Genomic DNA, 24844 nt, shown 5'->3' with positions numbered 1-24844 from the left:
CCCCGGCCCGACCGACGTCCCCGCGGATGCCGTCGGGGCGGGCGGCGGCGCCGCCGTGACCCATCGAGTGACCCATCACGGCACCCCCGCAGTCGAGCTGCACGGCATCACGAAGCGCTTCCCGGGTGTCGTCGCCAACAAGGACATCGAGCTCACGGTCGACCGCGGCACCGTCCACGCCATCGTCGGCGAGAACGGTGCCGGCAAGTCGACGCTCATGAAGATCCTCTACGGCGTCCAACAGCCCGACGAGGGCACGATCACCGTCGACGGCACGGTGCGCACGCTGCGCACGCCGTCCGACGCGATCGCCGCGGGCATCGGCATGGTCTTCCAGCACTTCCAGCTGGCCGACAACCTCACCGTGCTCGAGAACGTCGTCCTCGGCGCCGAGAAGCTGCACGGCATCGGCGACGCCGCCCGGCGACGCATCCGTGAGATCTCGACGTCGTACGGCCTCGGCGTCGAGCCCGACGCGCTCGTGGCCGACCTCGGGGTCGGCGCCCGCCAGCGCATCGAGATCCTCAAGGTGCTCTACCGCGGCGCGAAGATCGTCATCCTCGACGAGCCCACCGCGGTGCTCGTCCCGCAGGAGGTCGACGAGCTGTTCGGCAACCTGCGCGAGCTCAAGGCCGAGGGCCTGACCGTCGTCTTCATCTCGCACAAGCTCGACGAGGTGCTCAAGGTCGCCGACGCCATCACCGTCATCCGGCGCGGCTCGACCGTCGCGGAGGTCGACCCGAAGGGCGTCACCCCCCGCGACCTCGCCGAGCTCATGGTCGGCTCCGAGCTGCCCTCGCCCTCGACCGACGAGTCGACCGTGACGGACACGCCGCTGCTCACCATCGAGGGCACCTCGCTCGCCGACCCGGCCGGTGGGCGCGCCCTGCTCGACGGCATCGACCTCGTCATCCACGCCGGCGAGGTCGTCGGCATCGCCGGCGTCGAGGGCAACGGGCAGGCCGAGCTGGTGGAGGTCATCATGGGCATGCGCGAGCCCAGCTCGGGCCGCATCCTGCTCGGTGACGTCGACACGTCCGACTGGCAGGTGCGCGAGATCCGCGAGGCGGGCATCGGCTACATCCCCGAGGACCGTCACCGGCACGCCCTGCTGCTCGAGGCCCCGCTGTGGGAGAACGTCATCCTCGGCCACCAGACCGACCGGGCGAACCTGACCGGGCCGGGCGGCCTCCTCATCGACGCCGCCGCCGCGAAGCAGGAGACCCGCGAGATCGTCGAGCAGTTCGACGTGCGCACGCCGTCGATCGACGTGACGTCGGGCTCGCTGTCCGGCGGCAACCAGCAGAAGCTCATCATCGGCCGCGAGATGCGCCGCAACCCGCGGGTGCTCGTCGCCGCCCACCCGACGCGCGGCGTCGACGTGGGCGCCCAGTCGGCGATCTGGGACCACATCAAGCAGGCCCGCCGCGAGGGGCTCGGGGTGCTGCTCATCTCGGCCGACCTCGAGGAGCTCGTCGGTCTGTCCGACACGATCCGCGTCATCCTGCGCGGGCGGCTGTCGGGCGACTTCGACCCCGACGTCGTCACCCGCGAGCAGCTCGGCGCCGCGATGACGGGCGCGACCGGCGCCACCGGCGCGACCGCCGCCGGCGGCCCGACTGGCACCGACCACACCGGCGCAGCCGGCACGCCCACGGACGGAGGGTCGCGATGAGCGCCCGGCTCGACCCCCGGCGCCTCGGCATGGCGGCCGCGGCGCCCCTGCTCGCGATCGTCGTGGCGGTGCTCGTCACGACGGTCATCCTGCTCGTGGCCGGCGACCCGGTGGGCGCCGTCTGGAGCCAGCTGTTCAAGGTGCCGCTGCCGCGCCAGATCATCGCCATCGTCAACGCGGCGACGGTCTACTACCTGTCGGCCATCGCGGTCGCCATCGGCTTCCGGATGAACCTGTTCAACATCGGCGTCGACGGCCAGTACCGCGTCGCCAGCTTCGCCGCGGCCCTCTTCGCCGGCCAGGGCTGGCTGCCCGGCTGGCTGAACGTCATCGTGGCCCTGCTCGTGGCCATGGCGTCCGGTGCGGTCTGGGCCGGCATCGCGGGCCTGCTGAAGATCACCCGCGGCGTGTCCGAGGTCATCTCGACGATCATGCTCAACGCCATCGCGACCTTCCTCGTCGCCTTCCTGCTCGGCAAGACGGCCGAGCGGGTGCAGGGGAGCAACGCGACGAACACGAAGCCGCTGCCCGACGACTCGCGCGTCCCCGGCATCTCGCTCGACGGCATCATCGCCACCCCGAGCCGCGTGTACGGGCTCATCGTGCTCGCCGTCGTCGTGGGGTTCGCCTACTGGTTCGTGCTCAACAAGACCCGGTTCGGGTTCGACCTGCGCGCCACGGGCCGCTCGGAGTCGGCCGCCGTCGCGAGCGGCGTCAAGGTCAAGCGCATGGTGCTGACCTCGATGCTCATCTCGGGCGCCGCCGCCGGCCTCGTCGGCATGCCGCTGCTCTTCGGCCAGGACTACGTCTACGGCGACACCGTCCAGGCCGGCCTGGGCTTCGCGGGCATCGCCATCGCCCTGCTCGGGCGCAACCACCCGGTCGGCATCGCCTTCGCGGCCCTGCTCTGGGCCTACCTCGACGCGCAGGGCAACGGCCTGCAGATCACGGCCGGCGTCAGCGACCGCCTCGTCCTCGTCATCCAGGGAGTCATCGTGCTGTCGGTCGTCATCGCCTACGAGGTCGTGCGCCGGGCCGGCATCGCGATGGAGCAGCGCCGCGTCGCCGCCGAGCTCGCCCGACGCCAGCCCGCGACCGAGGGGGCGGCCGCGTGAGCGCCGCGGGCCTGCAGGCCGCCGACGTCGTGCGCGAGCCCGAGGCGGCACGCTCGCGCCGCACCCGGCCGTGGTGGTTCTGGGCGGCGGTCGTCTTCGGCGCCGTCGTCGTCATCTCGACCGTGCGCGTGCTCACCGGCGCCAACGACATCGACTCGACCGGCGCGCTGCGCGCCGCCATCGGCCTCGCCGTGCCCATCGGGCTCGCCGGCCTCGGCGGTCTGTGGAGCGAACGCGCGGGCGTCGTCAACATCGGCCTCGAGGGCATGATGATCCTCGGCACGTGGGGCGGCGCGTTCGTCGGCTACCACTACGGTCCGTGGGCCGGCATCCTCGGCGCCCTGCTGCTCGGCGTCGTCGGCGGCGCCATCCACGCCCTCGCCACCGTCGTCTTCGGCGTCGACCACATCGTGTCCGGCGTCGCCATCAACCTGCTGGGGGCAGGGGCGGGCGCCTACCTCGCGGTGCGCACCTTCACCGGCCTGCCCGGCGGTGGGCCCACCCAGTCGCCGCCGCTGCAGCAGCTGCCGTTCATCGGCATCCCCGGCCTCGAGCAGCCCCTCGAGGACCTCGCCGCCAAGCAGTGGTGGCTCGTCTCCGACCTCGCCGGCATCGTCGGCGCCCTGACGACCCGGGTCAACGTGCTCGTCGTCGTCGCGGTCGCCCTGCTCGTGCTGACGTGGTTCGTCCTGTGGCGCACGGCGTTCGGGCTGCGCCTGCGCGCCTGCGGCGAGTCACCCCAGGCGGCCGAGACCCTCGGCGTCAACGTCTACCGCTACAAGTTCACGGCGGTGCTCGTCTCCGGGGGCATGGCCGGCCTCGCCGGTGGGTTCCTCGTCCTCGTCGCTTCGAACCTCTACCGCGAGGGCCAGACGGGCGGTCGCGGCTACATCGGCCTCGCCGCCATGATCTTCGGCAACTGGCGGCCCGGCGGTCTGGCCGGGGGCGCGGCGCTCTTCGGCTACGCCGACGCCGTCCAGCTGCGCAGCGGCGGCGACGTCATCCGCGCCTACCTCCTGCCGATCGGGCTGCTGCTCGTGGCCTGGGGGGTGTGGCAGTACCTGCGCCGTCGCGCGGGCAAGCGCATGAAGGGCGTGCCGATGGTCGTCATGGGCGTGCTCGCCCTGCTGTGGTTCCTGCTCAGCTCGAGCGTGCCTGACGAGTTCACCGGCATGACCCCCTACGTCGCCACCCTCCTCGTGCTCGCGTTCGCCTCCCAACGACTCCGGATGCCGGCCGCCGACGGGGCGGTCTACCGCAAGGGAGAGGCGTCGTGACCTCCCACCCACCCGGGCCGGATGCCGGTGGGCCGGGGGCGGCGACCGCGCCCGGGGCGGCGTCCGTCGCCGTCGACTGGGAGGCCCTGCACGAGCGGGCCGTCGAGCTGATGCGACGGGCCTACGCGCCGTACTCGCGTTTCCCCGTCGGCGTGGCCGGGCTCGTCGACGACGGGCGCGTCGTGGCCGGCTGCAACGTCGAGAACGCGGCCTACGGCGTGGCCCTGTGCGCCGAGTGCGGCATGGTGAGCGAGCTGCACGCCACCGGTGGCGGCCGCCTCGTGGCGGTCTACTGCGTCGGTGGCGACGGGCAGCCGCTCATGGCCTGCGGCCGGTGCCGGCAGCTGCTCTGGGAGAACGGCGGGCCGGAGTGTCTCGTCATGACGCCGGAGGGCGTCCTGCCGATGACCGCCGTGCTGCCCCAGGCGTTCGGAGCGCACGACCTCGACGCCGCCCGCTGACCCGCGCCCCCCGCACGGGGCGACGTCGCCCACGGACCCGGCCGACCGGCATCCTCGCCTTCGCGGCGGCGCCGTGGGTCCCCGGGGGCAGTCGGCGAGGTCGTCACGCCGACGGCGGAACCGGGTCGCCGGTCACCCACCGCACGGGGGTGCTGGGCCATGATGGGCGCGTGAGCCAAGCCTTCGACGCCGTCGACGTCATCTCTGCCAAGCGCGACCACGAGGAGCTGTCCGACGGGCAGATCGACTGGGTGGTCGACGCGTACACCCGGGGGGTGGTGGCCGAGGAGCAGATGTCCGCCCTCGCCATGGCGGTCTACCTCAACGGAATGAGCCGCCGCGAGATCGCGCGGTGGTGCGACGCGATGATCCGCTCCGGTGAGCGTCTCGACTTCTCGGGGCTCTCGCGGCCCACGAGCGACAAGCACTCGACGGGCGGGGTCGGCGACAAGATCACGCTGCCGCTGGCTCCGCTCGTGGCGGCCTGCGGAGTGGCCGTGCCGCAGCTGAGCGGGCGCGGGCTCGGGCACACGGGGGGCACCCTTGACAAGCTCGAGTCGATCCCCGGGTGGCAGGCGAACCTCTCCAACGAGCAGATGCGGGCCCAGCTCGACGACGTCGGAGCGGTCATCTGCGCGGCCGGCACGGGGCTCGCCCCGGCGGACCGCAAGCTCTACGCCCTGCGTGACGTGACGGGGACGGTCTCGTGCATCCCCCTCATCGCGACCTCGATCATGAGCAAGAAGATCGCCGAGGGCACCGGCTCGCTCGTGCTCGACGTCAAGGTGGGCAGCGGGGCGTTCATGAAGGACGTCGACAGCGCCCGGGAGCTCGCCGAGACGATGGTGGCCCTCGGCACGGATGCCGGGGTGCGCACCGTCGCGCTCCTGACGAACATGCAGACCCCGCTCGGGCTCACGGCCGGCAACGCCCTCGAGGTGCGCGAGTCGGTCGAGGTGCTGCAGGGCGGGGGGCCGCCCGACGTCGTCGAGCTGACCGTCGCCCTGGCCCGGGAGATGGTCACCGGGGCGGGCGTCGACGGGGTCGACCCGGCGGACGTCCTCGCGAGCGGACGGGCCATGGACGTGTGGCGCGGGATGATCCGGGCCCAGGGGGGCGACCCCGACGCCGCGCTGCCGACGGCGGCGGAGACCCACACCGTGCTTGCACCGGCCGACGGGGTGCTCGTGCGGCTCGACGCCCTCGCCGTCGGGGTGGCGGCGTGGCGCCTCGGCGCGGGTCGGGCCCGCAAGGAGGACCCGGTGCAGGCCGGCGCCGGCGTCGAGCTGCACGCCAAGCCCGGTGCGGTGGTGCGTGGGGGAGAGCCGCTCATGACGCTGCACACCGACACCCCGGAGCGGTTCGAGCGTGCCCTCGAGGCGCTGGAGGGCGGGTACACGCTCGCGCCTGAGGGATCACGCCCCGATCTGCTCCCCGTGGTGGTCGACCGGGTCGCCTGAGACCCCGCCTCGTGGCAGGGGCGGCACGGCGCTCGCGCGGCACCGCGGGCGCATCGTCGCAGGTCAGAGGCCTGACGGGCCTCGTCCCGGGAGGCGATTAGGCGCTGGGCCACAACCCATGTAATGTTCTCACTGCCGCGGGAAACCAAGCGAGCAGATCCGGCCCCTCCAAGAGGCGGTTCACGGGTTTGACTCCCAAGCTGGAGAGCGGCTAACTTAGAAGGACCAGCCCCGGGAACATGGCTCGCTGAGCCGCGGGACGGTGTGCGTCCGATTCTTGAGAACTCAACAGCGTGTCACATTATTGATGCCATTTTTTTGTCCCGTTGGCTGGGGCTTGCGTGGGTCTGCCGTTGTGGTGGGTGTGCGTGGGTTCTGGTTGGGATGTTTCTTTGAGTTGATTTGACTGATGATCAGTTTTTTTGCTGGTTGTTCGGTTTTTCAGCTGGGTTTTGAGCCCTTTGTTGGGTGTTTTTTCAACGGAGAGTTTGATCCTGGCTCAGGACGAACGCTGGCGGCGTGCTTAACACATGCAAGTCGAACGGTGATGATCAAGCTTGCTTGGTCGGATCAGTGGCGAACGGGTGAGTAACACGTGAGCAACCTGCCCCAGACTCTGGGATAACTTCGGGAAACCGGAGCTAATACCGGATATGACACTCGCACGCATGTGCTGGGTGTGGAAAGTTTTTCGGTCTGGGATGGGCTCGCGGCCTATCAGCTTGTTGGTGAGGTAGTGGCTCACCAAGGCGACGACGGGTAGCCGGCCTGAGAGGGCGACCGGCCACACTGGGACTGAGACACGGCCCAGACTCCTACGGGAGGCAGCAGTGGGGAATATTGCACAATGGGCGAAAGCCTGATGCAGCGACGCCGCGTGAGGGATGACGGCCTTCGGGTTGTAAACCTCTTTCAGCAGGGAAGAAGCGAAAGTGACGGTACCTGCAGAAGAAGCACCGGCTAACTACGTGCCAGCAGCCGCGGTAATACGTAGGGTGCGAGCGTTGTCCGGAATTATTGGGCGTAAAGAGCTTGTAGGTGGTTTGTCGCGTCTGCTGTGAAAATCCGGGGCTCAACCCCGGACTTGCAGTGGGTACGGGCAGACTAGAGTGTGGTAGGGGAGACTGGAATTCCTGGTGTAGCGGTGGAATGCGCAGATATCAGGAGGAACACCGATGGCGAAGGCAGGTCTCTGGGCCATTACTGACACTGAGAAGCGAAAGCATGGGGAGCGAACAGGATTAGATACCCTGGTAGTCCATGCCGTAAACGTTGGGAACTAGGTGTGGGTCTCATTCCACGAGATCCGTGCCGCAGCTAACGCATTAAGTTCCCCGCCTGGGGAGTACGGCCGCAAGGCTAAAACTCAAAGGAATTGACGGGGGCCCGCACAAGCGGCGGAGCATGCGGATTAATTCGATGCAACGCGAAGAACCTTACCAAGGCTTGACATACACCGGACGCATCCAGAGATGGGTGTTCCTTCGGGCTGGTGTACAGGTGGTGCATGGTTGTCGTCAGCTCGTGTCGTGAGATGTTGGGTTAAGTCCCGCAACGAGCGCAACCCTCGTTCCATGTTGCCAGCAACACTTCGGTGGTTGGGGACTCATGGGAGACTGCCGGGGTCAACTCGGAGGAAGGTGGGGATGACGTCAAATCATCATGCCCCTTATGTCTTGGGCTTCACGCATGCTACAATGGCCGGTACAAAGGGCTGCGAAACCGCGAGGTGGAGCGAATCCCAAAAAACCGGTCTCAGTTCGGATTGGGGTCTGCAACTCGACCCCATGAAGTCGGAGTCGCTAGTAATCGCAGATCAGCAACGCTGCGGTGAATACGTTCCCGGGCCTTGTACACACCGCCCGTCAAGTCACGAAAGTCGGTAACACCCGAAGCCGGTGGCCCAACTGCCTTGTGCAGGGGGAGCCGTCGAAGGTGGGACTGGCGATTGGGACTAAGTCGTAACAAGGTAGCCGTACCGGAAGGTGCGGCTGGATCACCTCCTTTCTAAGGAGCTGCCAGCTGTTGCTGGTGAGCCTGGTCTGTCCCCGAGTGTGGGACGGCAGGTGCTCATGGGTGGAACATCAATGATGGGCATCGTCTGGGTCTCGTGCCTGGTCGTCAGTACGAACCTCCTCCTCGTGTCCTCGCTTCGGCGTGGTCGGTGGGGTGGGGTTGGGGAACGCGGCCGGTGGGGAATCCCGGGGGGTGTCGTGACACGTTGTTGGGTCCTGAGGAATCGGGCCCTGCCAGGGATGTTTCTGGTAGCTGTGCGGGTCAGGCCTTGTGGTCTGGTTCGTGTGGTTGCCGGGGGGGTCGTGGTGGGTGTCGGTGACTCTGGTTGGTTCGGGCTTCACGTGCCGGCGCGTTCGTATGGACGTGTTCGGGTGGTGGGGTGCCGGTTGTGTTTTGAGAACTTCACAGTGGACGCGAGCATCTTTGTGGCTCAAGTTTTTAAGGGCACACGGTGGATGCCTTGGCACCAGGAACCGAAGAAGGACGTAGGAATCTGCGATAAGCCTCGGGTAGTCGATAACCAGACTGTGATCCGAGGATTTCCGAATGGGGAAACCCGGCTGGAGGCAAGTCCAGTCACCCGCACCTGAATATATAGGGTGTGTGGAGGGAACGTGGGGAAGTGAAACATCTCAGTACCCACAGGAAGAGAAAACAACAGTGATTCCGTGAGTAGTGGCGAGCGAAAGCGGATGAGGCTAAACCGGGCGTGTGTGATAGCTGTCAGGCGTTGCATGTCCGGGGTCGTGGGACCTATCAGTCGGTGCTGACATGCCGGCATGGAGTAAGAAATCTGCGTCATAGTCGAAGAGTCTTGAATGGCTCGGCACAGAGGGTGCGACCCCCGTAGACGAAATGGTGTGGACTCCAGATGGGGATCCCAAGTAGCACGGGGCCCGAGAAATCCCGTGTGAATCTGGCAGGACCACCTGCTAAGCCTAAATATTCCCTGGTGACCGATAGCGGACAAGTACCGTGAGGGAAAGGTGAAAAGTACCCCGGGAGGGGAGTGAAATAGATCCTGAAACCGTGTGCCTACAATCCGTCGGAGCCTCCCACCATTGGGTGTGTGGGGTGACGGCGTGCCTTTTGAAGAATGAGCCTGCGAGTTAGTGCTCAGTGGCGAGGTTAACCCGTGTGGGGAAGCCGTAGCGAAAGCGAGTCCGAATAGGGCGATATAGTCGCTGGGTCTAGACCCGAAGCGGAGTGATCTACCCATGGCCAGGTTGAAGCGCAGGTAAGACTGCGTGGAGGACCGAACCCACTTAGGTTGAAAACTGAGGGGATGAGCTGTGGGTAGGGGTGAAAGGCCAATCAAACTCCGTGATAGCTGGTTCTCCCCGAAATGCATTTAGGTGCAGCGTCACGTGTTTCTTGCCGGAGGTAGAGCTACTGGATAGCTGATGGGCCTCACCAGGTTACTGACGTTAGCCAAACTCCGAATGCCGGTAAGTTTAAGCGTGGCAGTGAGACTGCGGGGGATAAGCTCCGTAGTCGAGAGGGAAACAGCCCAGATCACCAGCTAAGGTCCCTAAGCGTGTGCTAAGTGGGAAAGGATGTGGAGTTGCTGTGACAACCAGGAGGTTGGCTTAGAAGCAGCCACCCTTCAAAGAGTGCGTAATAGCTCACTGGTCAAGTGATTCCGCGCCGACAATGTAGCGGGGCTCAAGCACACCACCGAAGCTGTGGCATTGACATATTGCTCGGCACCGACACCTGCGGGTTCGGTGTCCAGGCGTGTTGATGGGTAGGGGAGCGTCGTGTCGCCAGGGAAGCGGCGGAGTGATCCAGCCGTGGAGGCGACACGAGTGAGAATGCAGGCATGAGTAGCGAATGACGGGCGAGAAACCCGTCCGCCGAATAACCAAGGGTTCCAGGGTCAAGCTAATCTGCCCTGGGTAAGTCGGGACCTAAGGCGAGGCCGACAGGCGTAGTCGATGGACATCCGGTTGATATTCCGGAACCGGCGAAGGACCGCCCATGATGAACCTTGTGATGCTAAGTGCCTGAAGCACGCCACCGGGACTTCGGTCCCACCGGTGTGTGGAGCGCATGACCCGAACTGGTAGTAGTCAAGCGATGGAGTGACGCAGGAAGGTAGCCTCCGCGTGGCGATGGTTGTCCACGTCCAAGGGTGTAGGGCGCGGTCCAGGCAAATCCGGACCGCACACAGCCTGAGACCTGATAGTGACCGCGAATGCGGGAAGAGGGTGATCCTATGCTGCCGAGAAAAACTTCTAGCGAGGTTCGAGCCGCCCGTACCCCAAACCGACTCAGGTGGTTAGGTAGAGAATACCAAGGCGATCGAGTGAATCGTGGTTAAGGAATTCGGCAAAATACCCCCGTAACTTCGGGAGAAGGGGGGCCCTGATCGTGACGCCACTAGCTGGCTGAGCGTGATCGGCCGCAGAGACCAGGGAGAAGCGACTGTTTACTAAAAACACAGGTCCGTGCGAAGTCGCAAGACGATGTATACGGACTGACGCCTGCCCGGTGCTGGAACGTTAAGGGGACCGGTTAGCACGCAAGTGCGAAGCTGAGAACTTAAGCGCCAGTAAACGGCGGTGGTAACTATAACCATCCTAAGGTAGCGAAATTCCTTGTCGGGTAAGTTCCGACCTGCACGAATGGCGTAACGACTTCTCCACTGTCTCAACCACGAACTCGGCGAAATTGCACTACGAGTAAAGATGCTCGTTACGCGCAGCAGGACGGAAAGACCCCGGGACCTTTACTACAGCTTGGTATTGGTGTTCGGTACGGCTTGTGTAGGATAGGTGGGAGACTGTGAAGCTGGCACGTCAGTGCTGGTGGAGTCAACGTTGAAATACCACTCTGGTCGTTCTGGATATCTAACCTCGGTCCGTGATCCGGATCAGGGACAGTGCCTGGTGGGTAGTTTAACTGGGGCGGTTGCCTCCTAAAAGGTAACGGAGGCGCCCAAAGGTTCCCTCAGCCTGGTTGGTAATCAGGTTTTGAGTGTAAGTGCACAAGGGAGCTTGACTGTGAGACAGACATGTCGAGCAGGGACGAAAGTCGGGACTAGTGATCCGGCGGTGGCTTGTGGAAGCGCCGTCGCTCAACGGATAAAAGGTACCCCGGGGATAACAGGCTGATCTTGCCCAAGAGTCCATATCGACGGCATGGTTTGGCACCTCGATGTCGGCTCGTCGCATCCTGGGGCTGGAGTAGGTCCCAAGGGTTGGGCTGTTCGCCCATTAAAGCGGTACGCGAGCTGGGTTTAGAACGTCGTGAGACAGTTCGGTCCCTATCCGCTGTGCGCGTAGGAAACTTGAGAAAGGCTGTCCCTAGTACGAGAGGACCGGGATGGACGAACCTCTGGTGTGTCAGTTGTTCTGCCAAGGGCACCGCTGATTAGCTACGTTCGGAAGTGATAACCGCTGAAAGCATCTAAGCGGGAAGCACGTTTCAAGATGAGGTTTCCAGACCCGCGAGGGTGAGAGGCTCCCAGCTAGACGACTGGGTTGATAGGCCGGATGTGGAAGCACAGCAATGTGTGGAGCTGACCGGTACTAATAAGCCGATAACTTGATAACCACGAAGATGCTCCGCGTCCACTGTGCAGTTCCCGATACACAAACGGCGAACTGACAACACAACAACCCTTGACCGGGTGTGGGTTGGCTACAGCCACAGCCCCCACACGTACCGGTCCAGGGGACCCAAGAACTGAGAAACACCCCCACCACCACGGCCCCGCGACACACGGCGGCCGAATCTGGTGGGTGGACATCTCCATAGAGTTACGGCTGCCATAGCGAAGGGGAAACGCCCGGCTCCATTCCGAACCCGGAAGCTAAGCCCTTCAGCGCCGATGGTACTGCACTGGTGACGGTGTGGGAGAGTAGGACGCAGCCGGACAACCATTACAGGAGCGCCCCTGACGACACCGCAACGGTTCGTCGGGGGCGCTCTTTTTTTGTGCCCGCACGGCCGATGGTGTCACTCGGGCTCGACGACGAGGATGATGGATTCATGAGCGACGACCAGGACAGGCCCGACCGCGAGCGCGGGGACGACGAGCGCCGCCCGCGCCGGACGTTTGACCGTGCGCGGTCAAACGACCCTCGCCGGCCCGGCGACGACCGCGCGCGGTCGTTCGACCGCGACCGTCGTGACGACAGGGGTGGTCCCCGTCGTGACGGCCGGAGCGGTCCGCGTTCCTTCGATCGTGACCGTCCGCAGCGTGACGACCGCGGTGGCCCTCGTCGTGACGGCCGGAGCGGTCCGCGTTCCTTCGATCGTGACCGTCCGCAGCGTGACGACCGCGGTGGCCCCCGTCGTGACGACCGGAGCGGTCCGCGTTCCTTCGATCGTGACCGTCCCCAGCGTGACGATCGTGGCGGCCCTCGTCGTGACGACCGCGGTGGCTCGCGTTCCTTCGATCGTGACCGCCCCCAGCGCGACGATCGTGGCGGCCCTCGTCGCGACGACCGGAGCGGTCCGCGTTCCTTCGATCGTGACCGCCCCCAGCGCGACGACCGCGGCGGCTCGCGTTCGTTCGACCGTGACCGTCCGCGTCGCGACGACGGTCCGCGCGGGGGAGCCGGCCGCGACCGCCAGCAGCGCGGCGGTCAGATGCTCACGCCCAAGTCGCCGCGCCTGCCCGAGCCCCGTATCCGTGAGGGTGTGACCGGCCACGAGGTCGACCGCGGCGTGAAGAACCAGCTGCGGACCCTCTCGAAGGAGAACGCCGAGGGCGTCGCCCAGCACCTCGTCATGGTTGCCGAGCTGCTCGACGTCGACGCACAGGCCGCCCTTGCTCACGCCGAGACGGCCGTGCGTCGCGCCGGCCGCGTCCCGGCCGCCCGCGAGGCGCTCGGTCTCGTGGCCTACCGGCTCGGTGACTGGGCCCGGGCGCTCGGGGAGTTCCGCACCGTCCGTCGGCTGTCTGGCAGCAACCACCTGCTGCCCCTCATGGTCGACTGCGAGCGGGCCCTCGGCCGGCACGACAAGGCCCTCGAGCTGGCCCAGTCCCCGGAGACGAGCACGCTCGCCATCGACGACCGCGTCGAGCTGGCCATCGTCGTGTCCGGCATCCGTCGTGACCTCGGTCAGTCGGACGCCGCCGTGGCCGGCCTGGCGGATCTCTCGCGCCGCATCAGCCCCAACCGGCCGTCGGCCGCCCGCCTCTACTACGCGTACGCGGACGCCAAGCTCGCTGTCCGAGACGTGGAGGGGGCGCGGGAGTGGTTCTCCCGTGCGGCCGACGCCGACCACGAGCTGACCACGGACGCCGCTGAGCGGCTGGACGAGCTCGACGGGGTCGAGGTGACCGACCTTCTCGGTGACGACGACGAGCTCATGACCGATGGCGACCTGAGTGCTGCCGACGAGGACGACGCCGACGAGGATGGCGAGCTCGACGACGACGACCTCGACGACGAGGACCTTGACGACGCGGATGACGACGACCAGGACGACGACGGTGACCTCGAGGAGGACGCCGACGACGAGGACGACGAGGACGACGAGGACGACGAGGACGACGCGGAGGACGACGAGCTCGACGAGGGTGACCCTCAGACGGCCCTGACCGAACCGGACCGGGTGGACGGCTCGGACTCCCGGTCGGACCTCGCCCCCACCTTCCTCGACGGCCGGCCGCAGACCGCTGACGGCGATGACGCCGATGACACCCGGAGCGACGACGAGCGCGAGGTCGACGGCCGGCGTGACTGACGCGGGCGGGCGGCCGCTGCTGGACCGTTACGACGGGGTCGTCTGCGACCTCGACGGGGTGGTCTACCGGGGCGACGGCGCTGTTCCAGGGGCCCCGGAGGCACTGAGCGACGTGGTGGCATCCGGTCGCCGGATCGTCTACGCGACGAACAACGCGTCCCGGATGCCGTCGGACATCGCCGACCAGCTGCGTGGCCTCGGCGCCCCGTGCGAGGTCGACGACGTCGTGACGAGCGCTCAGGCCGGCGCCGCACACCTCGCGGAACGGCTGTCGCCCGGCGTGAGGGTGCTGGCCGTGGGTGGGCCGGGTACCACGGCCGCCATCACCGAGGCGGGCCTGACGGCCGTGGCGCCCTCCGACGCCGCCGACCACGACGTGACGGTCGACGCCGTGCTGCAGGGTTTGGGCCGGCAGCTGACGGTCACGGACTTCGAGGTGGCCACCCGCCACGTCGCGCGTGGCGTGCCGTGGGTCGCCAGCAACGGCGACGCCACCCTCCCGCTCGAGTGGGGAGACGCCCCCGGCAACGGCGCCTACGTGGCGCTCGTCGGCCGTGCTGCACGACGAGAGCCCGACGCCGTCGTCGGCAAGCCCCATCCGCCGCTGTACGAGCTCGCCGCCGACCGCCTCGGCACCGACCGCTCCCGGACCCTGGCCGTCGGTGACCGTCTCGACACCGACATCGACGGCGCCGGGAGGACCGGTATCGACAGCGCCTGGGTGCTCACCGGCGTCGACGCGCCGAGCGACCTCGTCCGCGCCGTGTCGACCACCCCGCCGACCTATGTCATCGGCCACCTCGGTGAGCTGCACCAGCGCTACGTCGACCCCGTCCGCGTGGACGGGTCGGACGGGACGTGGCGCTGCGGACCCGTCACCGCGCGCGTGCAGGACGACGCCCTGGTGCTCGAGGGGGAGGACGGGCATCCCTCGGAGGCGATCCGGGCCGGTCTGGCGCTGCTGCTGGAGCGGCGTGACGCCGCCACACAGGCTCACGCTTCACCTGAAGGTGAAGCCCTGGAACGGCTCGTCACCCTGGCCTCGGTGCTCGACGCGCTCGTGCCGGCTGCCACCGACCCGTCCGACCGGGCGACCGGCGACACGTCCGACCGCCGCACCTGAGCGCCGTCCGTCGGGGGCGGCCCGGGTACGGTGACGGGCACCACCGTCCACCCAGGAGGTCGCCATGAGCAGCACCGACGACGCCCACGACGCCCACGAGATCGCGCCGGCGCCGGTGCCGTCACCACCGCATGTCGACGAGACCCGAGCGGTGTCGCCCCACGGCCCGGCGGGCTCGACCAACCGGCCGTCCCCGCCGTCCGGGTCGACGGGGCAGTCCGAGCCGTCCCGGCTGCCGGTGGACGAGCGGCACGAGGACCTCGGTGACCAGCCCGTGGAGGAACCGCCGGCGACGGGGGACGACGACCTCGACGCGGCTCTCGGCGAGCTGGCCCAGGCGCAGAACCGGTCGTTCGAGGAGCGCGTCGACACCGGTGAGCGCGTGCACCGGCTCCTGCAGGGTCGTCTGGGCGACCTCGGCCGGGCGTGACCACCCGCCTCGACGTCTCCCTCGTCACCCGCGGGCTGGCCCGCTCCCGCACCCAGGCGCGTGAGCTCGTCGTCGCCGGCTCCGTGCTCGTCGACGGTCGGGCCGTCACCCGCCCGTCGACCCCCGTCGCCGACGACGCGGTCGTCAGTCTCACGCGTGAGCCAGACCGTTGGGTCGGTCGGGCGGCCCTGAAGCTGCTCCGCGCCCTCGAGCTGTGGCCGCTGACGGTCCAGGGGCGACGCTGTGTCGACGTGGGCGCGAGCACCGGTGGCTTCACCCAGGTGCTGCTCGAGGCGGGCGCCGCCCACGTGACGGCCCTCGACGTCGGTCACGGGCAGCTCGTCGCCTCGGTGGCCGCCGACCCCCGGGTGACCGACCTGCCCGGCACGAACGTGCGCGACGTCGGGCCCGAGCAGCTCGGCGGACCGTTCGACCTGCTCGTGTGCGACCTCAGCTTCATCTCGCTCACCCTCGTGCTGCCCGTGCTCCGCTCCCTCGTGCACGACGACGGTGACCTCGTCGTGCTCGTCAAGCCCCAGTTCGAGGTCGGCCGTGAACGTCTCGGCCGGCGGGGGGTCGTCACCTCCCGGCACGAGCACCGCCGGGTGCTGCGCGACGTCGTCGGGGCGGCCCAGCAGGCCGGGCTCCACGTGCACGGCCTGGCGCCGAGCCCCATCGCGGGCGGCGACGGCAACCGCGAGTTCCTCCTGTGGCTCGCCCCCCGCCCGGGGGCGACCGACCCGGGTGACATGCTGGAACGCATGCAGCCGGAGGCAGACCAGTGACGCGCCGCATCCTGCTCGTCGCCCACCCCCGCCGGCCGGAGGCCATCGCCGTGGCCCGCGGGGTCATCGAGCGCCTCACCGCGCTCGGCATCGAGGTCTCGCTCCAGGCCGACGAGGCGCAGGCCCTCGACCTCACCCGTTCCTCACGCGTGCACATCGCCGCCGACGACAGCGCCCCCGAGGCGCTCGTCGCCGAGGGCTGCGACCTCGTCGTCGTGCTCGGCGGCGACGGGACGATCCTGCGCGGCGCCGAGTTCGCGCGCAGCGTCGACGTGCCGCTGCTCGGGGTCAACCTCGGGCACGTCGGCTTCCTCGCGGAGGCCGAGCGCGACGACCTCGGCGCCACCGTCGAGCACATCGCCCGCAACCAGTACGAGGTCGACGAGCGCATGACACTCGAGGTGACCGTGCGCCGCGGCGAGGAGATCGTCGCCTCGAGCTGGGCCCTCAACGAGATGAGCGTCGAGAAGGCGTCGCGCGAGCGGATGCTGCGCACGACGCTCGAGGTCGACGGCCGCCCGTTGTCGAGCTGGGGCTGCGACGGCATCATCGTCTCGACGCCGACCGGCTCGACCGCCTACGCCTTCTCCGCCGGCGGACCCGTGGTGTGGCCGCAGGTCGAGGCCATCCTCGTCGTCCCCAACTCCGCGCACGCCCTCTTCGCGCGCCCGCTCGTGCTCGGCCCCGACACCCACCTCGCGATCGAGATCGAGGAGGACAACGACGGCACCGGGGTCCTGTGGTGCGACGGCCGGCGGCATGTCGACCTCGCCCCGGGAGCGCGGGTCGAGGTGCGTCGCAGCGAGCGTCCCATCCGGTTCGCGCGCCTGTCGTCGGCCCCCTTCGCCGACCGGCTCGTGGCGAAGTTCCACCTCTCCGTCGAGGGATGGCGCGGCACCGGGAGCGCGACGCTCGACTGAGCCCGTCGACGCACACAGCGGAGCCCGGCCACCCGCTCACCGGACCTCCACCGGATGCCGGCCCGCCGGCATCCGGTGCACGGCGCGGGAGCACTGTCCGTGGCCACCCCTAGGGTGGACACGTGTTCACCCAGATGCGCATCCGCGGGGTCGGCGTCATCGACGACGCGGTGCTCGAGCTGAGCCCGGGGCTCAACGTCGTCACGGGCGAGACCGGCGCGGGCAAGACGATGGTCGTCTCCGGTCTCGGTCTGCTGCTCGGCGAGCGGGCCGACAGCGGTCTCGTGCGCACCGGTCGCGAGAGCGCCAGCGTCGAGGGGGTCCTTGAGCTGGCCTCGACCCACCCGGCCCTCGCACGCGCCGACGAGGCGGGGGCCGAGCACGACGACGGCGAGCTCGTCGTCGCCCGCACACTGACGGCCGCCGGCCGCTCCCGCGCCCACGTCGGCGGTCGCACCGCACCCGTCGGCGTGCTCGCCGACCTCGGCCGTCTGCTCGTCGCCGTGCACGGGCAGGCCGACCAGTGGCGCCTCAAGCAGGGCGACGCGCACCGCGAGGTGCTCGACGACTACGCCGGGTCCGACGTGCTCACGCTGCGCGAGCGGGTGCGCACGTCGTACGACGGCTGGCGGACGCTGAAGGCCGAGCACGAGGCCCTCGTCGCCCAGGCCCGCGAGCGTGCCCGTGACATCGACGCCCTCACCGCCTCCCTCGAGGAGATCGAGGCCGTCGACCCGCAGCCCGCGGAGGACGTCGCCCTGCGCGCCGAGGACGAGCGCCTCGCCCACGCCGACACCCTGCGCCTCGCCGCCGCGGGCGCGCTCGAGCTGCTCAGCGGCGACGACCTGGCGGGGGAGTCGCGGGCCGACGTCCGCGAGCTGCTCGCCGGGGCGCGGGCGGCGCTCGCCCCCGGGACCGAGCACGACGAGCAGCTGCGCCAGCTCGACGAGCGCCTCCACGAGGTGGGCACCCTCGTCACCGAGCTCGCCGCCGACCTGTCCGCGTACGTGACGGACGTCGAGCTCGACCCGGGACGGCTCGAGTTCGTGCAGCAGCGACGGGCCACGCTGGCCGGCCTGACCCGCAAGTACGGCGACACCGTCGACGAGGTGCTCGAGTGGTCCGGCCGGGCCGCCGCCCGCCTCGACGGCCTCGTCACGGCCGACGGCAGCGTCGACGCACTGGGCGACCGGGTCGGTACCGCCGAGGCCGAGCTCGGCGAGGCCGTGGCGGCGCTGTCGCAGGCCCGCTCCGAGGCCGCCCGCCACTTCGGCGACGACGTCTGCGCCGAGCTGGCACACCTGTCGATGGGGCGCGCACAGGTCGTCGTCGAGGTGCGGCCACGCCTCGACCCCGACGGGGTGGCGTGCCCCGACGGCTCCCGGGTGCGCGTGTCGCCCACCGGCGCCGACGACGTCGAGATCCTCATGGCCGCCAACCCGGGGGCCAGCCCCCGCAGCATCGCCCGGTCGGCCTCGGGCGGTGAGCTGTCGCGCGTCATGCTCGCCCTCGAGGTGGTCGGGGCCGCCCGTGGTGGCGCCGACGGGCCGCCGACGTTCGTCTTCGACGAGGTGGACGCCGGGGTCGGGGGCCGCGCCGCCGTCGACGTCGGTGCCCGGCTGGCCCGGCTGGCCCGGCAGTCGCAGGTCATCGTCGTGACCCACCTCGCCCAGGTCGCCGCCTTCGCCGACCGGCACCTCGTCGTGCACAAGTCCGACGACGGGGCGGTCACCTCGAGCGACGTCACGGTCGTCGACGGCGACGAGCGGCTGCGCGAGCTGTCGCGGATGATGGGTGGCGACCCCGACTCCGACGCCGGCCTCGCCCACGCCCGCGACCTCCTCGCCCAGGCTGCCCAGACGGCCACCGAGGCCGGTGCGTTGTCGACGAAGGCCACCAAGGCCACCAAGGCCACCACGTCGGGCAGGGCCACGGCCACGCGTGCGGCCGGCCGGGCAACCGGCACGAAGCGGGCGGGCGGGCGCGCGGTCCGCGTCGCCGGGGCATGAGGCGCCGCGCCGGCGAGACCGGTATGTCGAGCCGCCGCAGCGATGACGTAGAGTAAAAGCCCGTGGTGGACACGACGAAACACATCTTTGTGACCGGGGGCGTCGCCTCCTCGCTCGGCAAGGGCCTCACGGCATCCAGCCTCGGGCGGCTCCTGCGATCGCGTGGCCTCAGGGTCACCATGCAGAAGCTCGACCCCTACATCAACGTGGACCCGGGGACGATGAACCCGTTCCAGCACGGAGAGGTGTTCGTCACCGACGACGGGGCCGAGACCGACCTCGACATCGGTCACTACGAGCGCTTCCTCGACGTCAACCTCGTCGGCCAGGCCAACGTCACGACCGGCCAGGTCTACAACAACGTCATCGCCAAGGAGCGCCGCGGCGAGTACCTCGGTGACACCGTGCAGGTGATCCCGCACATCACCAACGAGATCGTCGCCCGCATGCGGGCGCTCGCGACGGGCGGCCCCGACGCGCCCGACATCATCATCACGGAGATCGGTGGCACCGTCGGCGACATCGAGTCGCTGCCCTTCCTCGAGGCGGCCCGCCAGGTGCGCCACCTCATCGGGCGCGACAACAGCTTCTTCCTCCACGTCTCGCTCGTGCCCTACCTCGCCCCGAGCGGCGAGCTGAAGACGAAGCCGACGCAGCACTCCGTCGCGGCCCTGCGCCAGGTCGGCATCCAGCCCGACGGGCTCGTGCTGCGCGCCGACCGCGAGATCCCCGAGCCCATCAAGCGCAAGATCTCGCTCATGTGCGACGTCGAGGTCGAGGCGGTCGCCGCCTGCGTCGACGCGCCGAGCATCTACGACATCCCCAAGGTGCTGCACCGCGAGGGCTTCGACGCGTACGTCGTGCGCCGCCTCGGGATGCCGTTCCGTGACGTCGACTGGACCGAGTGGGACCAGCTGCTGCAGCGCGTGCACGACCCCGAGCACGACCTCGAGATCGCGCTCGTCGGCAAGTACATCGACCTGCCCGACGCCTACCTCTCGGTGACCGAGGCCCTGCGCGCGGGTGGCTTCCACCACGACGCCAAGGTCAACCTGCGGTGGGTGGCGAGCGACGAGTGCCAGACCCCGGCCGGGGCGCAGAAGGCCCTCGGCGGTGTCGACGCCGTGCTCGTGCCCGGCGGCTTCGGCGTGCGCGGCATCGAGGGCAAACTCGGGGCGCTGACGTGGGCCCGTGAGAAGCAGGTACCGACCCTCGGCATCTGCCTCGGCCTGCAGTGCATGGTCATCGAGTACGCGCGCTCGGTGGTCGGCAACGCCGACGCGAGCTCGACCGAGTTCGACGCCGACACCGAGCACCCCGTCATCGCGACGATGGAGGAGCAGAAGGCGTTCGTCGAGGGCGCCGGTGACCTCGGCGGCACGATGCGCCTCGGCCTCTACCCGGCCGCCCTGCGCGAGGGCAGCGTCGTGCGCGAGACCTACGGCCAGGCCCAGGTGCAGGAGCGCCACCGCCACCGCTACGAGGTCAACAACCGCTACCGCGACGACCTCGAGGCCGCCGGTCTCGTCTTCTCCGGCACCTCGCCCGACGGCACCCTCGTCGAGTTCGTCGAGCTGCCCCGCGACGTGCACCCGTACTACGTCTCGACCCAGGCGCACCCCGAGTTCCTCTCGCGCCCCAACCGCGCCCACCCGCTCTTCGCCGGCCTCGTCGGCGCCGCCCTCGAGCGCCAGCGGGCGGGACGCCTCGTCGAGGTCGAGCGCCAGCGCGCCCTGCAGGAGCAGCGCGCGGGGGGTGCAGGATCGCCGACCGCCGACGGGTCCGCCGGACCCGACGGTGCTCAGCCGGAGACGGTGCCGGCGGGCGTCGGCGGCACGACCGAGGCAGACTGACCCGTGGGCCTCGACTCGCCTCGCGGTGGCACCGCCGACCTCGTCGAGCGGTGGCGGTCTCACGAGATCGTCGACAGCACAACGGTTTTCGAAGGTCTCATCTTCGACGTGCAGCGTGACCGTGTCGACCTCGGCGACGGCGAGGTGGTGACACGCGACTACATCCGTCACCCGGGTGCGGTCGCCGTCGTCGCGCTGCACCCCTTCGACGGCGTCGACCACGTCATGCTCATCCGTCAGTACCGGCACGCCGCCCACGGTGACCTCTGGGAGCTGCCGGCCGGCCTGCTCGACGTCGACGGCGAGCCGCCGTGGGAGGCGGCCGCGCGTGAGCTCGTCGAGGAGGTCGACCTCGTCGCCGACGAGTGGCACGTGCTGGCCGACGACGTCTCGTCACCCGGCATCCTGCCCGAGACGATCCGCACCTTCCTCGCCCGTGGGCTGCACGACGTGCCCGAGCGCGACCTGCACGAGCGCGACGCCGAGGAACGCGGCATCGAGCCGCTCTGGGTGCCCCTCGACGACGCGCTCGACGCCGTCCTCGCCGGCTCCATCAGCAACGCGCACGCGGTCGTCGGTCTGCTCGCCGCGCACGCGTCGCGCTCGCGCGGCTGGGCCAGCCTGCGCGAGAAGGATGCCGTGTGGCCGGCCCGCGACGCCCAGCGGCGTCCCGCCGAGGGCGACCGCGGCGCTGCCGGCGCGTGAACCCCGGCGACGCGGAGCCCTGTCCCTGCGGCAGCGGCAGCCCGTGGGCGAGGTGCTGCGCCCCGGTGCTCGCCGACGCCCGCGTCGCCGACACCGCCGAGCGGCTCATGCGTTCGCGCTACAGCGCCTTCGTGGTCGGAGACGGTGACCACCTGTGGCGCACGTGGCACCCCTCGACCCGGCCGCCCGACGTGGCGGCGGACGAGCACACGGTCTGGACCGGCCTGGACGTCAGGCGCACCGAGGCCGGCGGGCCCGACGACGACACCGGTGTGGTCGAGTTCGTCGCCTCGTACCGCGAGGGAGGCGACGGCCGGCGGGGGCGCCTGCGCGAGGTGAGCCGCTTCGCCCGGCGGGCCGGTCGCTGGTTCTACGTCGACGGCGACGTGCGCCCCTGACGTCGGCGTCGACGTGAGCGGGGGGACGAGACCACCGTCGACGTCCTGGCCGACGTCGACAACCGGTCACCCGGGAACCGCCCCTGGCGGTGCCGGTCGCGGTTTACTGGGTGCCGTCATCTCGGGGGGACTGAGAGGACGGCACCTGAATGACCCGAAAACCCATCGACGCCCCGCGGCTGCTCACCCCGGGGGAGGTGGCCCGGATCTTCCGCGTCGATCCCAAGACGGTGTCGCGGTGGGCCAAGGAGGGGCGCCTCACCGAGCTGCGCACCCTCGGCGGCCATCGGCGGTTCTACGACCACGAGGTGCGCGCCCTGCTCTCCAGCACGACGGGCCGTGAGCACCCGGCCGACACCCCGGCATCCCCGTCCGAGGGGGACGGGACGGCCACGTCGGGGGCAGCGGGGACCGAGACGGGCGACCCGGCGAACGGCTGACGCCCGCCGAGTGTGACCCGGTGCGCGTCACCCGCTCGGGACGGTGACGTCCTGGGTCGGCAGCAGCGTCTGCACCCACGGGAACACCCACGTGAAGAGCACCGCGACGACCGCGGCGAGCAGGACGAGGCAGAGGAGCAGGCGGAGCGCCGTCGGGCCGGGCAGCCGTCGCCAGAGGGTGGCGTACATCAGAGCTCCCTCGGGTCGGCGAGCACGGCGTCGGGCCGTCCGGCCGCACGCGGTACGAGCGTCTCGAAGCGCGCGAACACGACGTAGCGCGAGGTGGACCCGTACCGCGGGCTGCACGTCGTGAGGGTGAGCCAGGGCTCGGTCGGGCGCACCCCGGGGCGTTCGGGGACGGGGGCCACGACGTCGGAGCGGTCGGGGGCGACGACGTCGTGGCGCACGGCCCGGTAGACGTACCAGCCCGCCCGCGTCTCGAGCACGACGGCGTCGCCGGGCTGCACGGCGTCGATGTCGATCAGCGGGTTGCCGTGCCCCGACCGGTGACCGGCGATGGCGAGGTTGCCGACCTGGCCCGGCAGCGCGGTGCCGGCGTAGTGACCGAGCCCCCTCGCGAGCACGTCGAGACCCACGCCCTGCAGCACCGGCCTGGCCCACTCGCTGCCGCCCAGCCGCGGCACGCGCAGCACCCCGAACGGCCCGCCCGGGTCGAGGTCGGCGAGGGAGCCCTCGGCCGGGGGCCGGTCGGTCGGACGGGTGTCCTGACCGGATGCCGGTGAGCCGGTTCGCGCGGCGGCGAAGCCCCGCTCGATGCCGCCCACGAGATCGGCCTGGCGGCGACCGTCGACGACGCCCATGACACCGATCTGCCAGACGACGAAGAGGAGCACGAGCAGCCCGGCCGTGAGCAGCAGCTCACCGGTCACCCCGACCGCTCTGCGCACCCGTCACCACCTCCGCCGGCCCTCGTCGCGGCCAGTGAACCACGCCGGCGCGCCCTGGGTCAGGGACGGATGACGAGTCCGGGCCCGAGCAGCGCCTCGGCCTGGTCGCGCAGGACGTCGTCGGGCACTTCCCCGCTGCCGAGCTGCTGGACCAGGGCGACGTAGACCGCGGTGGGGGCCTGCAGCTCGAGGGCGATGCCGTCGGGGTCGCGGAGGTTGAGGTGCGAGCCGAGCGCCGTGTCGGTGATGGGGGAGTGGTCCACCCCGAGGGAGTCGAGGTGGTGCTCCCAGGCCACCAGCTCGTCCCGGTCGGTGGCCGTCAGGCCGAGGTGGTCCAGGCCGGTGCGCAGCTCGGTGAAGGCGCCGCCCTCGGCGTCGGGGTGCCGCAGCAGGCCGACGCTGAACCCGCTGCGTCGGTCGAGCAGCACCCGGCCGTGGCCGAGGTCGAGCACGGGCAGCAGCCCGAGCACGTCGGCGTAGAACCGGGTGCTGCGCTCGAGGTCGGTGACGGTCAGGGCGACGTGGTTGACTCCGGCGAACGACGGCATCGGGCACCTCCAGGACGGGCGGGCACCGGCGCGGACGCGGCGGCGACCGGGTCCCGGTGCGGTGTGCACCGACGAGCATGACGCACCCGGCCGGGCGGGCGCCAGCCGTTTCGGCGCCGACGGTGGCGCAGGATGGAGGGGTGCTCGGCCACCTCGCCCCCGCCCGGCGCCGCCTCGTCGTCGGTGTCGTCGCCCTGCTCGTGGCCGCCCTCGTCGCGATCGTCGTGGCCGTGGCGGTGAACGCCTCGCGCGGCGGCACGACCGGCCCGACCGGCCCGACCGGAGTGGCGGCGGTGCCGACGAGCGACCGGGTCGTGCCGGGGCCGGTGCTGCTCCTGCCCGGCTACGGCGGGTCACGCCAGTCGGTCGAGCCGCTGGCCCGGTCGCTGCGGGCGGAGGGCAAGGACGTCACGGTCGTGGCGCTACCCGACGACGCCCTCGACGACCTCGAGCAGCAGGCGGTCGCCCTGGGGCGGGCCGTCGACGCCGTGCGCAGCCGCACGGCCGCCGCGACCGTCGACCTCGTCGGGTACTCGGCCGGCGGCGTCGTCGCCCGGCTCTGGACCGTCGGCGAGGGGGCGGGCCGGGTGCGCCGGCTCGTCACCCTCGGCACGCCCCACCACGGCACCGATCTCGCCGCTCTCGGTGCGCTCGTCGGAGGGGACAGCTGCGGGGTGGCCTGCCGGCAGCTCGTGCCCGACAGCCCGTTGCTGACCCGGCTCGACCGCGAGCCGCTGCCCGAGGGCACCGTGCTCGTGTCGTTGTGGTCGAACGCCGACGAGGTCGTCGTCCCTCCCAGCACGGCGGTCGTCGACGGCGCGGACAGCCCGTCGCTGCAGAGCATCTGCCCCTCGTCGCGGGTGCGACACGGTGGCCTGCCGGCCGACCGGCAGGTGCAGGGGATGGTCGCCGGGGCGCTCGGCGCCGGGCCGGTGCCCGACTGGCGACCCGTCGACTGCGCCCGGCTGCGCGCCGCCTGAGCCGACGCACCGCCGCGACCTCGCTGCGCCGCCCGGCC

At 69.9% G+C, this 24844-nt stretch carries 20 protein-coding genes and 3 rRNA genes; 19 read left to right on the top strand and 4 right to left on the bottom strand.

What is annotated here, in order from left to right:
- Positions 1 to 67 precede the first annotated feature (67 nt).
- The 8 genes from DFJ68_RS08600 (at position 68) to rrf (ending at position 11886) form a co-directional block, all read left to right on the top strand.
- The gene (locus tag DFJ68_RS08600; RefSeq protein ID WP_211333302.1) at positions 68 to 1675 is read left to right on the top strand and encodes an ABC transporter ATP-binding protein; all 1608 of its coding nucleotides are present in this window, start codon (positions 68 to 70) and stop codon (positions 1673 to 1675) included.
- Positions 1672 to 2790: an ABC transporter permease gene (locus tag DFJ68_RS08595; RefSeq protein WP_121032376.1), complete on the top strand. Its 1119-nt coding sequence runs from the start codon at positions 1672 to 1674 to the stop codon at positions 2788 to 2790. Before DFJ68_RS08600 ends, DFJ68_RS08595 begins: the two co-directional genes overlap by 4 nt.
- Positions 2787 to 4067 carry an ABC transporter permease gene (locus tag DFJ68_RS08590; protein WP_245963548.1) on the top strand — a complete coding sequence of 427 codons (1281 nt, stop codon included), beginning with the start codon at positions 2787 to 2789 and terminating at the stop codon, positions 4065 to 4067. Before DFJ68_RS08595 ends, DFJ68_RS08590 begins: the two co-directional genes overlap by 4 nt.
- Positions 4064 to 4528: a cytidine deaminase gene (locus tag DFJ68_RS08585; protein ID WP_121032372.1), complete on the top strand. Its 465-nt coding sequence runs from the start codon at positions 4064 to 4066 to the stop codon at positions 4526 to 4528. Before DFJ68_RS08590 ends, DFJ68_RS08585 begins: the two co-directional genes overlap by 4 nt.
- Before the next feature lie 170 nt (positions 4529 to 4698).
- Positions 4699 to 5988: a thymidine phosphorylase gene (locus tag DFJ68_RS08580; RefSeq protein ID WP_121032371.1), complete on the top strand. Its 1290-nt coding sequence runs from the start codon at positions 4699 to 4701 to the stop codon at positions 5986 to 5988.
- 476 nt (positions 5989 to 6464) lie between these two features.
- Positions 6465 to 7995: ribosomal RNA gene (locus DFJ68_RS08575) — 16S ribosomal RNA — on the top strand.
- Positions 7996 to 8432: 437 nt separating this feature from the next.
- Positions 8433 to 11561: ribosomal RNA gene (locus tag DFJ68_RS08570) — 23S ribosomal RNA — on the top strand.
- A gap of 208 nt (positions 11562 to 11769) precedes the next feature.
- Positions 11770 to 11886 (top strand): 5S ribosomal RNA (gene rrf, locus DFJ68_RS08565).
- Together the 16S, 23S and 5S rRNA genes form the textbook arrangement of a ribosomal RNA operon.
- Positions 11887 to 12081: 195 nt before the next feature.
- Here the strand turns inward: rrf and DFJ68_RS08560 are convergent.
- Complete coding sequence (locus DFJ68_RS08560; protein ID WP_121032370.1) at positions 12082 to 12666, bottom strand: hypothetical protein; 585 nt, start codon at positions 12664 to 12666, stop codon at positions 12082 to 12084.
- On the opposite strand from DFJ68_RS08560, the gene DFJ68_RS18690 reads away from it, so the two are divergent.
- The 10 genes from DFJ68_RS18690 (at position 12655) to DFJ68_RS18685 (ending at position 22370) form a co-directional block, all read left to right on the top strand.
- A complete protein-coding gene (locus tag DFJ68_RS18690) occupies positions 12655 to 13707 on the top strand; it encodes a tetratricopeptide repeat protein (protein ID WP_147431532.1) in 1053 nt (350 codons plus the stop codon). The two genes, DFJ68_RS08560 and DFJ68_RS18690, sit on opposite strands and share 12 nt — an antisense overlap.
- Positions 13700 to 14830 (top strand): HAD-IIA family hydrolase, encoded by a 1131-nt coding sequence (locus DFJ68_RS08550; protein WP_245963547.1) that lies wholly within the window; start codon positions 13700 to 13702, stop codon positions 14828 to 14830. Before DFJ68_RS18690 ends, DFJ68_RS08550 begins: the two co-directional genes overlap by 8 nt.
- Before the next feature lie 64 nt (positions 14831 to 14894).
- On the top strand, positions 14895 to 15260 hold the full coding sequence (locus DFJ68_RS08545; protein ID WP_121032367.1) for a hypothetical protein: 366 nt from the start codon (positions 14895 to 14897) through the stop codon (positions 15258 to 15260).
- Entirely contained in the window at positions 15257 to 16045 is a 789-nt protein-coding gene (locus DFJ68_RS08540; protein ID WP_121032366.1) for a TlyA family RNA methyltransferase, read from the top strand. Before DFJ68_RS08545 ends, DFJ68_RS08540 begins: the two co-directional genes overlap by 4 nt.
- Positions 16042 to 16965 (top strand): NAD kinase, encoded by a 924-nt coding sequence (locus tag DFJ68_RS08535; protein ID WP_121032365.1) that lies wholly within the window; start codon positions 16042 to 16044, stop codon positions 16963 to 16965. Before DFJ68_RS08540 ends, DFJ68_RS08535 begins: the two co-directional genes overlap by 4 nt.
- A gap of 122 nt (positions 16966 to 17087) precedes the next feature.
- Positions 17088 to 18974, top strand: a complete 1887-nt coding sequence (recN, locus tag DFJ68_RS08530) for a DNA repair protein RecN (protein WP_211333301.1) — start codon at positions 17088 to 17090, stop codon at positions 18972 to 18974.
- A gap of 62 nt (positions 18975 to 19036) precedes the next feature.
- Positions 19037 to 20827: a CTP synthase gene (locus tag DFJ68_RS08525; RefSeq protein WP_121032364.1), complete on the top strand. Its 1791-nt coding sequence runs from the start codon at positions 19037 to 19039 to the stop codon at positions 20825 to 20827.
- A gap of 3 nt (positions 20828 to 20830) precedes the next feature.
- A complete protein-coding gene (locus DFJ68_RS08520; RefSeq protein ID WP_121032363.1) occupies positions 20831 to 21532 on the top strand; it encodes an NUDIX domain-containing protein in 702 nt (233 codons plus the stop codon).
- Entirely contained in the window at positions 21529 to 21930 is a 402-nt protein-coding gene (locus DFJ68_RS08515; protein ID WP_121032362.1) for a YchJ family protein, read from the top strand. The genes DFJ68_RS08520 and DFJ68_RS08515 overlap by 4 nt, the downstream gene beginning before the upstream one ends.
- A gap of 149 nt (positions 21931 to 22079) precedes the next feature.
- Entirely contained in the window at positions 22080 to 22370 is a 291-nt protein-coding gene (locus DFJ68_RS18685; protein WP_121032361.1) for a BldC family transcriptional regulator, read from the top strand.
- A 27-nt stretch (positions 22371 to 22397) separates the two neighbouring features.
- Here the strand turns inward: DFJ68_RS18685 and DFJ68_RS18250 are convergent, their stop codons facing one another.
- Genes DFJ68_RS18250 through DFJ68_RS08500 form a run of 3 tightly spaced genes read right to left on the bottom strand, consistent with a single transcriptional unit; the run spans position 22398 to position 23826 of the window.
- Positions 22398 to 22559 carry a hypothetical protein gene (locus tag DFJ68_RS18250; RefSeq protein ID WP_170165726.1) on the bottom strand — a complete coding sequence of 54 codons (162 nt, stop codon included), beginning with the start codon at positions 22557 to 22559 and terminating at the stop codon, positions 22398 to 22400.
- Positions 22559 to 23278: a class E sortase gene (locus DFJ68_RS08505; RefSeq protein WP_147431531.1), complete on the bottom strand. Its 720-nt coding sequence runs from the start codon at positions 23276 to 23278 to the stop codon at positions 22559 to 22561. The genes DFJ68_RS18250 and DFJ68_RS08505 overlap by 1 nt, the downstream gene beginning before the upstream one ends.
- Before the next feature lie 59 nt (positions 23279 to 23337).
- Positions 23338 to 23826 (bottom strand): VOC family protein, encoded by a 489-nt coding sequence (locus tag DFJ68_RS08500; protein ID WP_121032359.1) that lies wholly within the window; start codon positions 23824 to 23826, stop codon positions 23338 to 23340.
- Between the two features lie 140 nt (positions 23827 to 23966).
- On the opposite strand from DFJ68_RS08500, the gene DFJ68_RS08495 reads away from it, so the two are divergent.
- Positions 23967 to 24806: a lipase family alpha/beta hydrolase gene (locus DFJ68_RS08495; protein WP_170165725.1), complete on the top strand. Its 840-nt coding sequence runs from the start codon at positions 23967 to 23969 to the stop codon at positions 24804 to 24806.
- Positions 24807 to 24844 lie beyond the last annotated feature (38 nt).

Origin of the sequence: Terracoccus luteus (genome assembly GCF_003635045.1) — a bacterium.
Classification (GTDB): Bacteria; Actinomycetota; Actinomycetes; order Actinomycetales; family Dermatophilaceae; genus Terracoccus; species Terracoccus luteus.
This window is presented reverse-complemented; position numbering and strand designations above follow the sequence as displayed.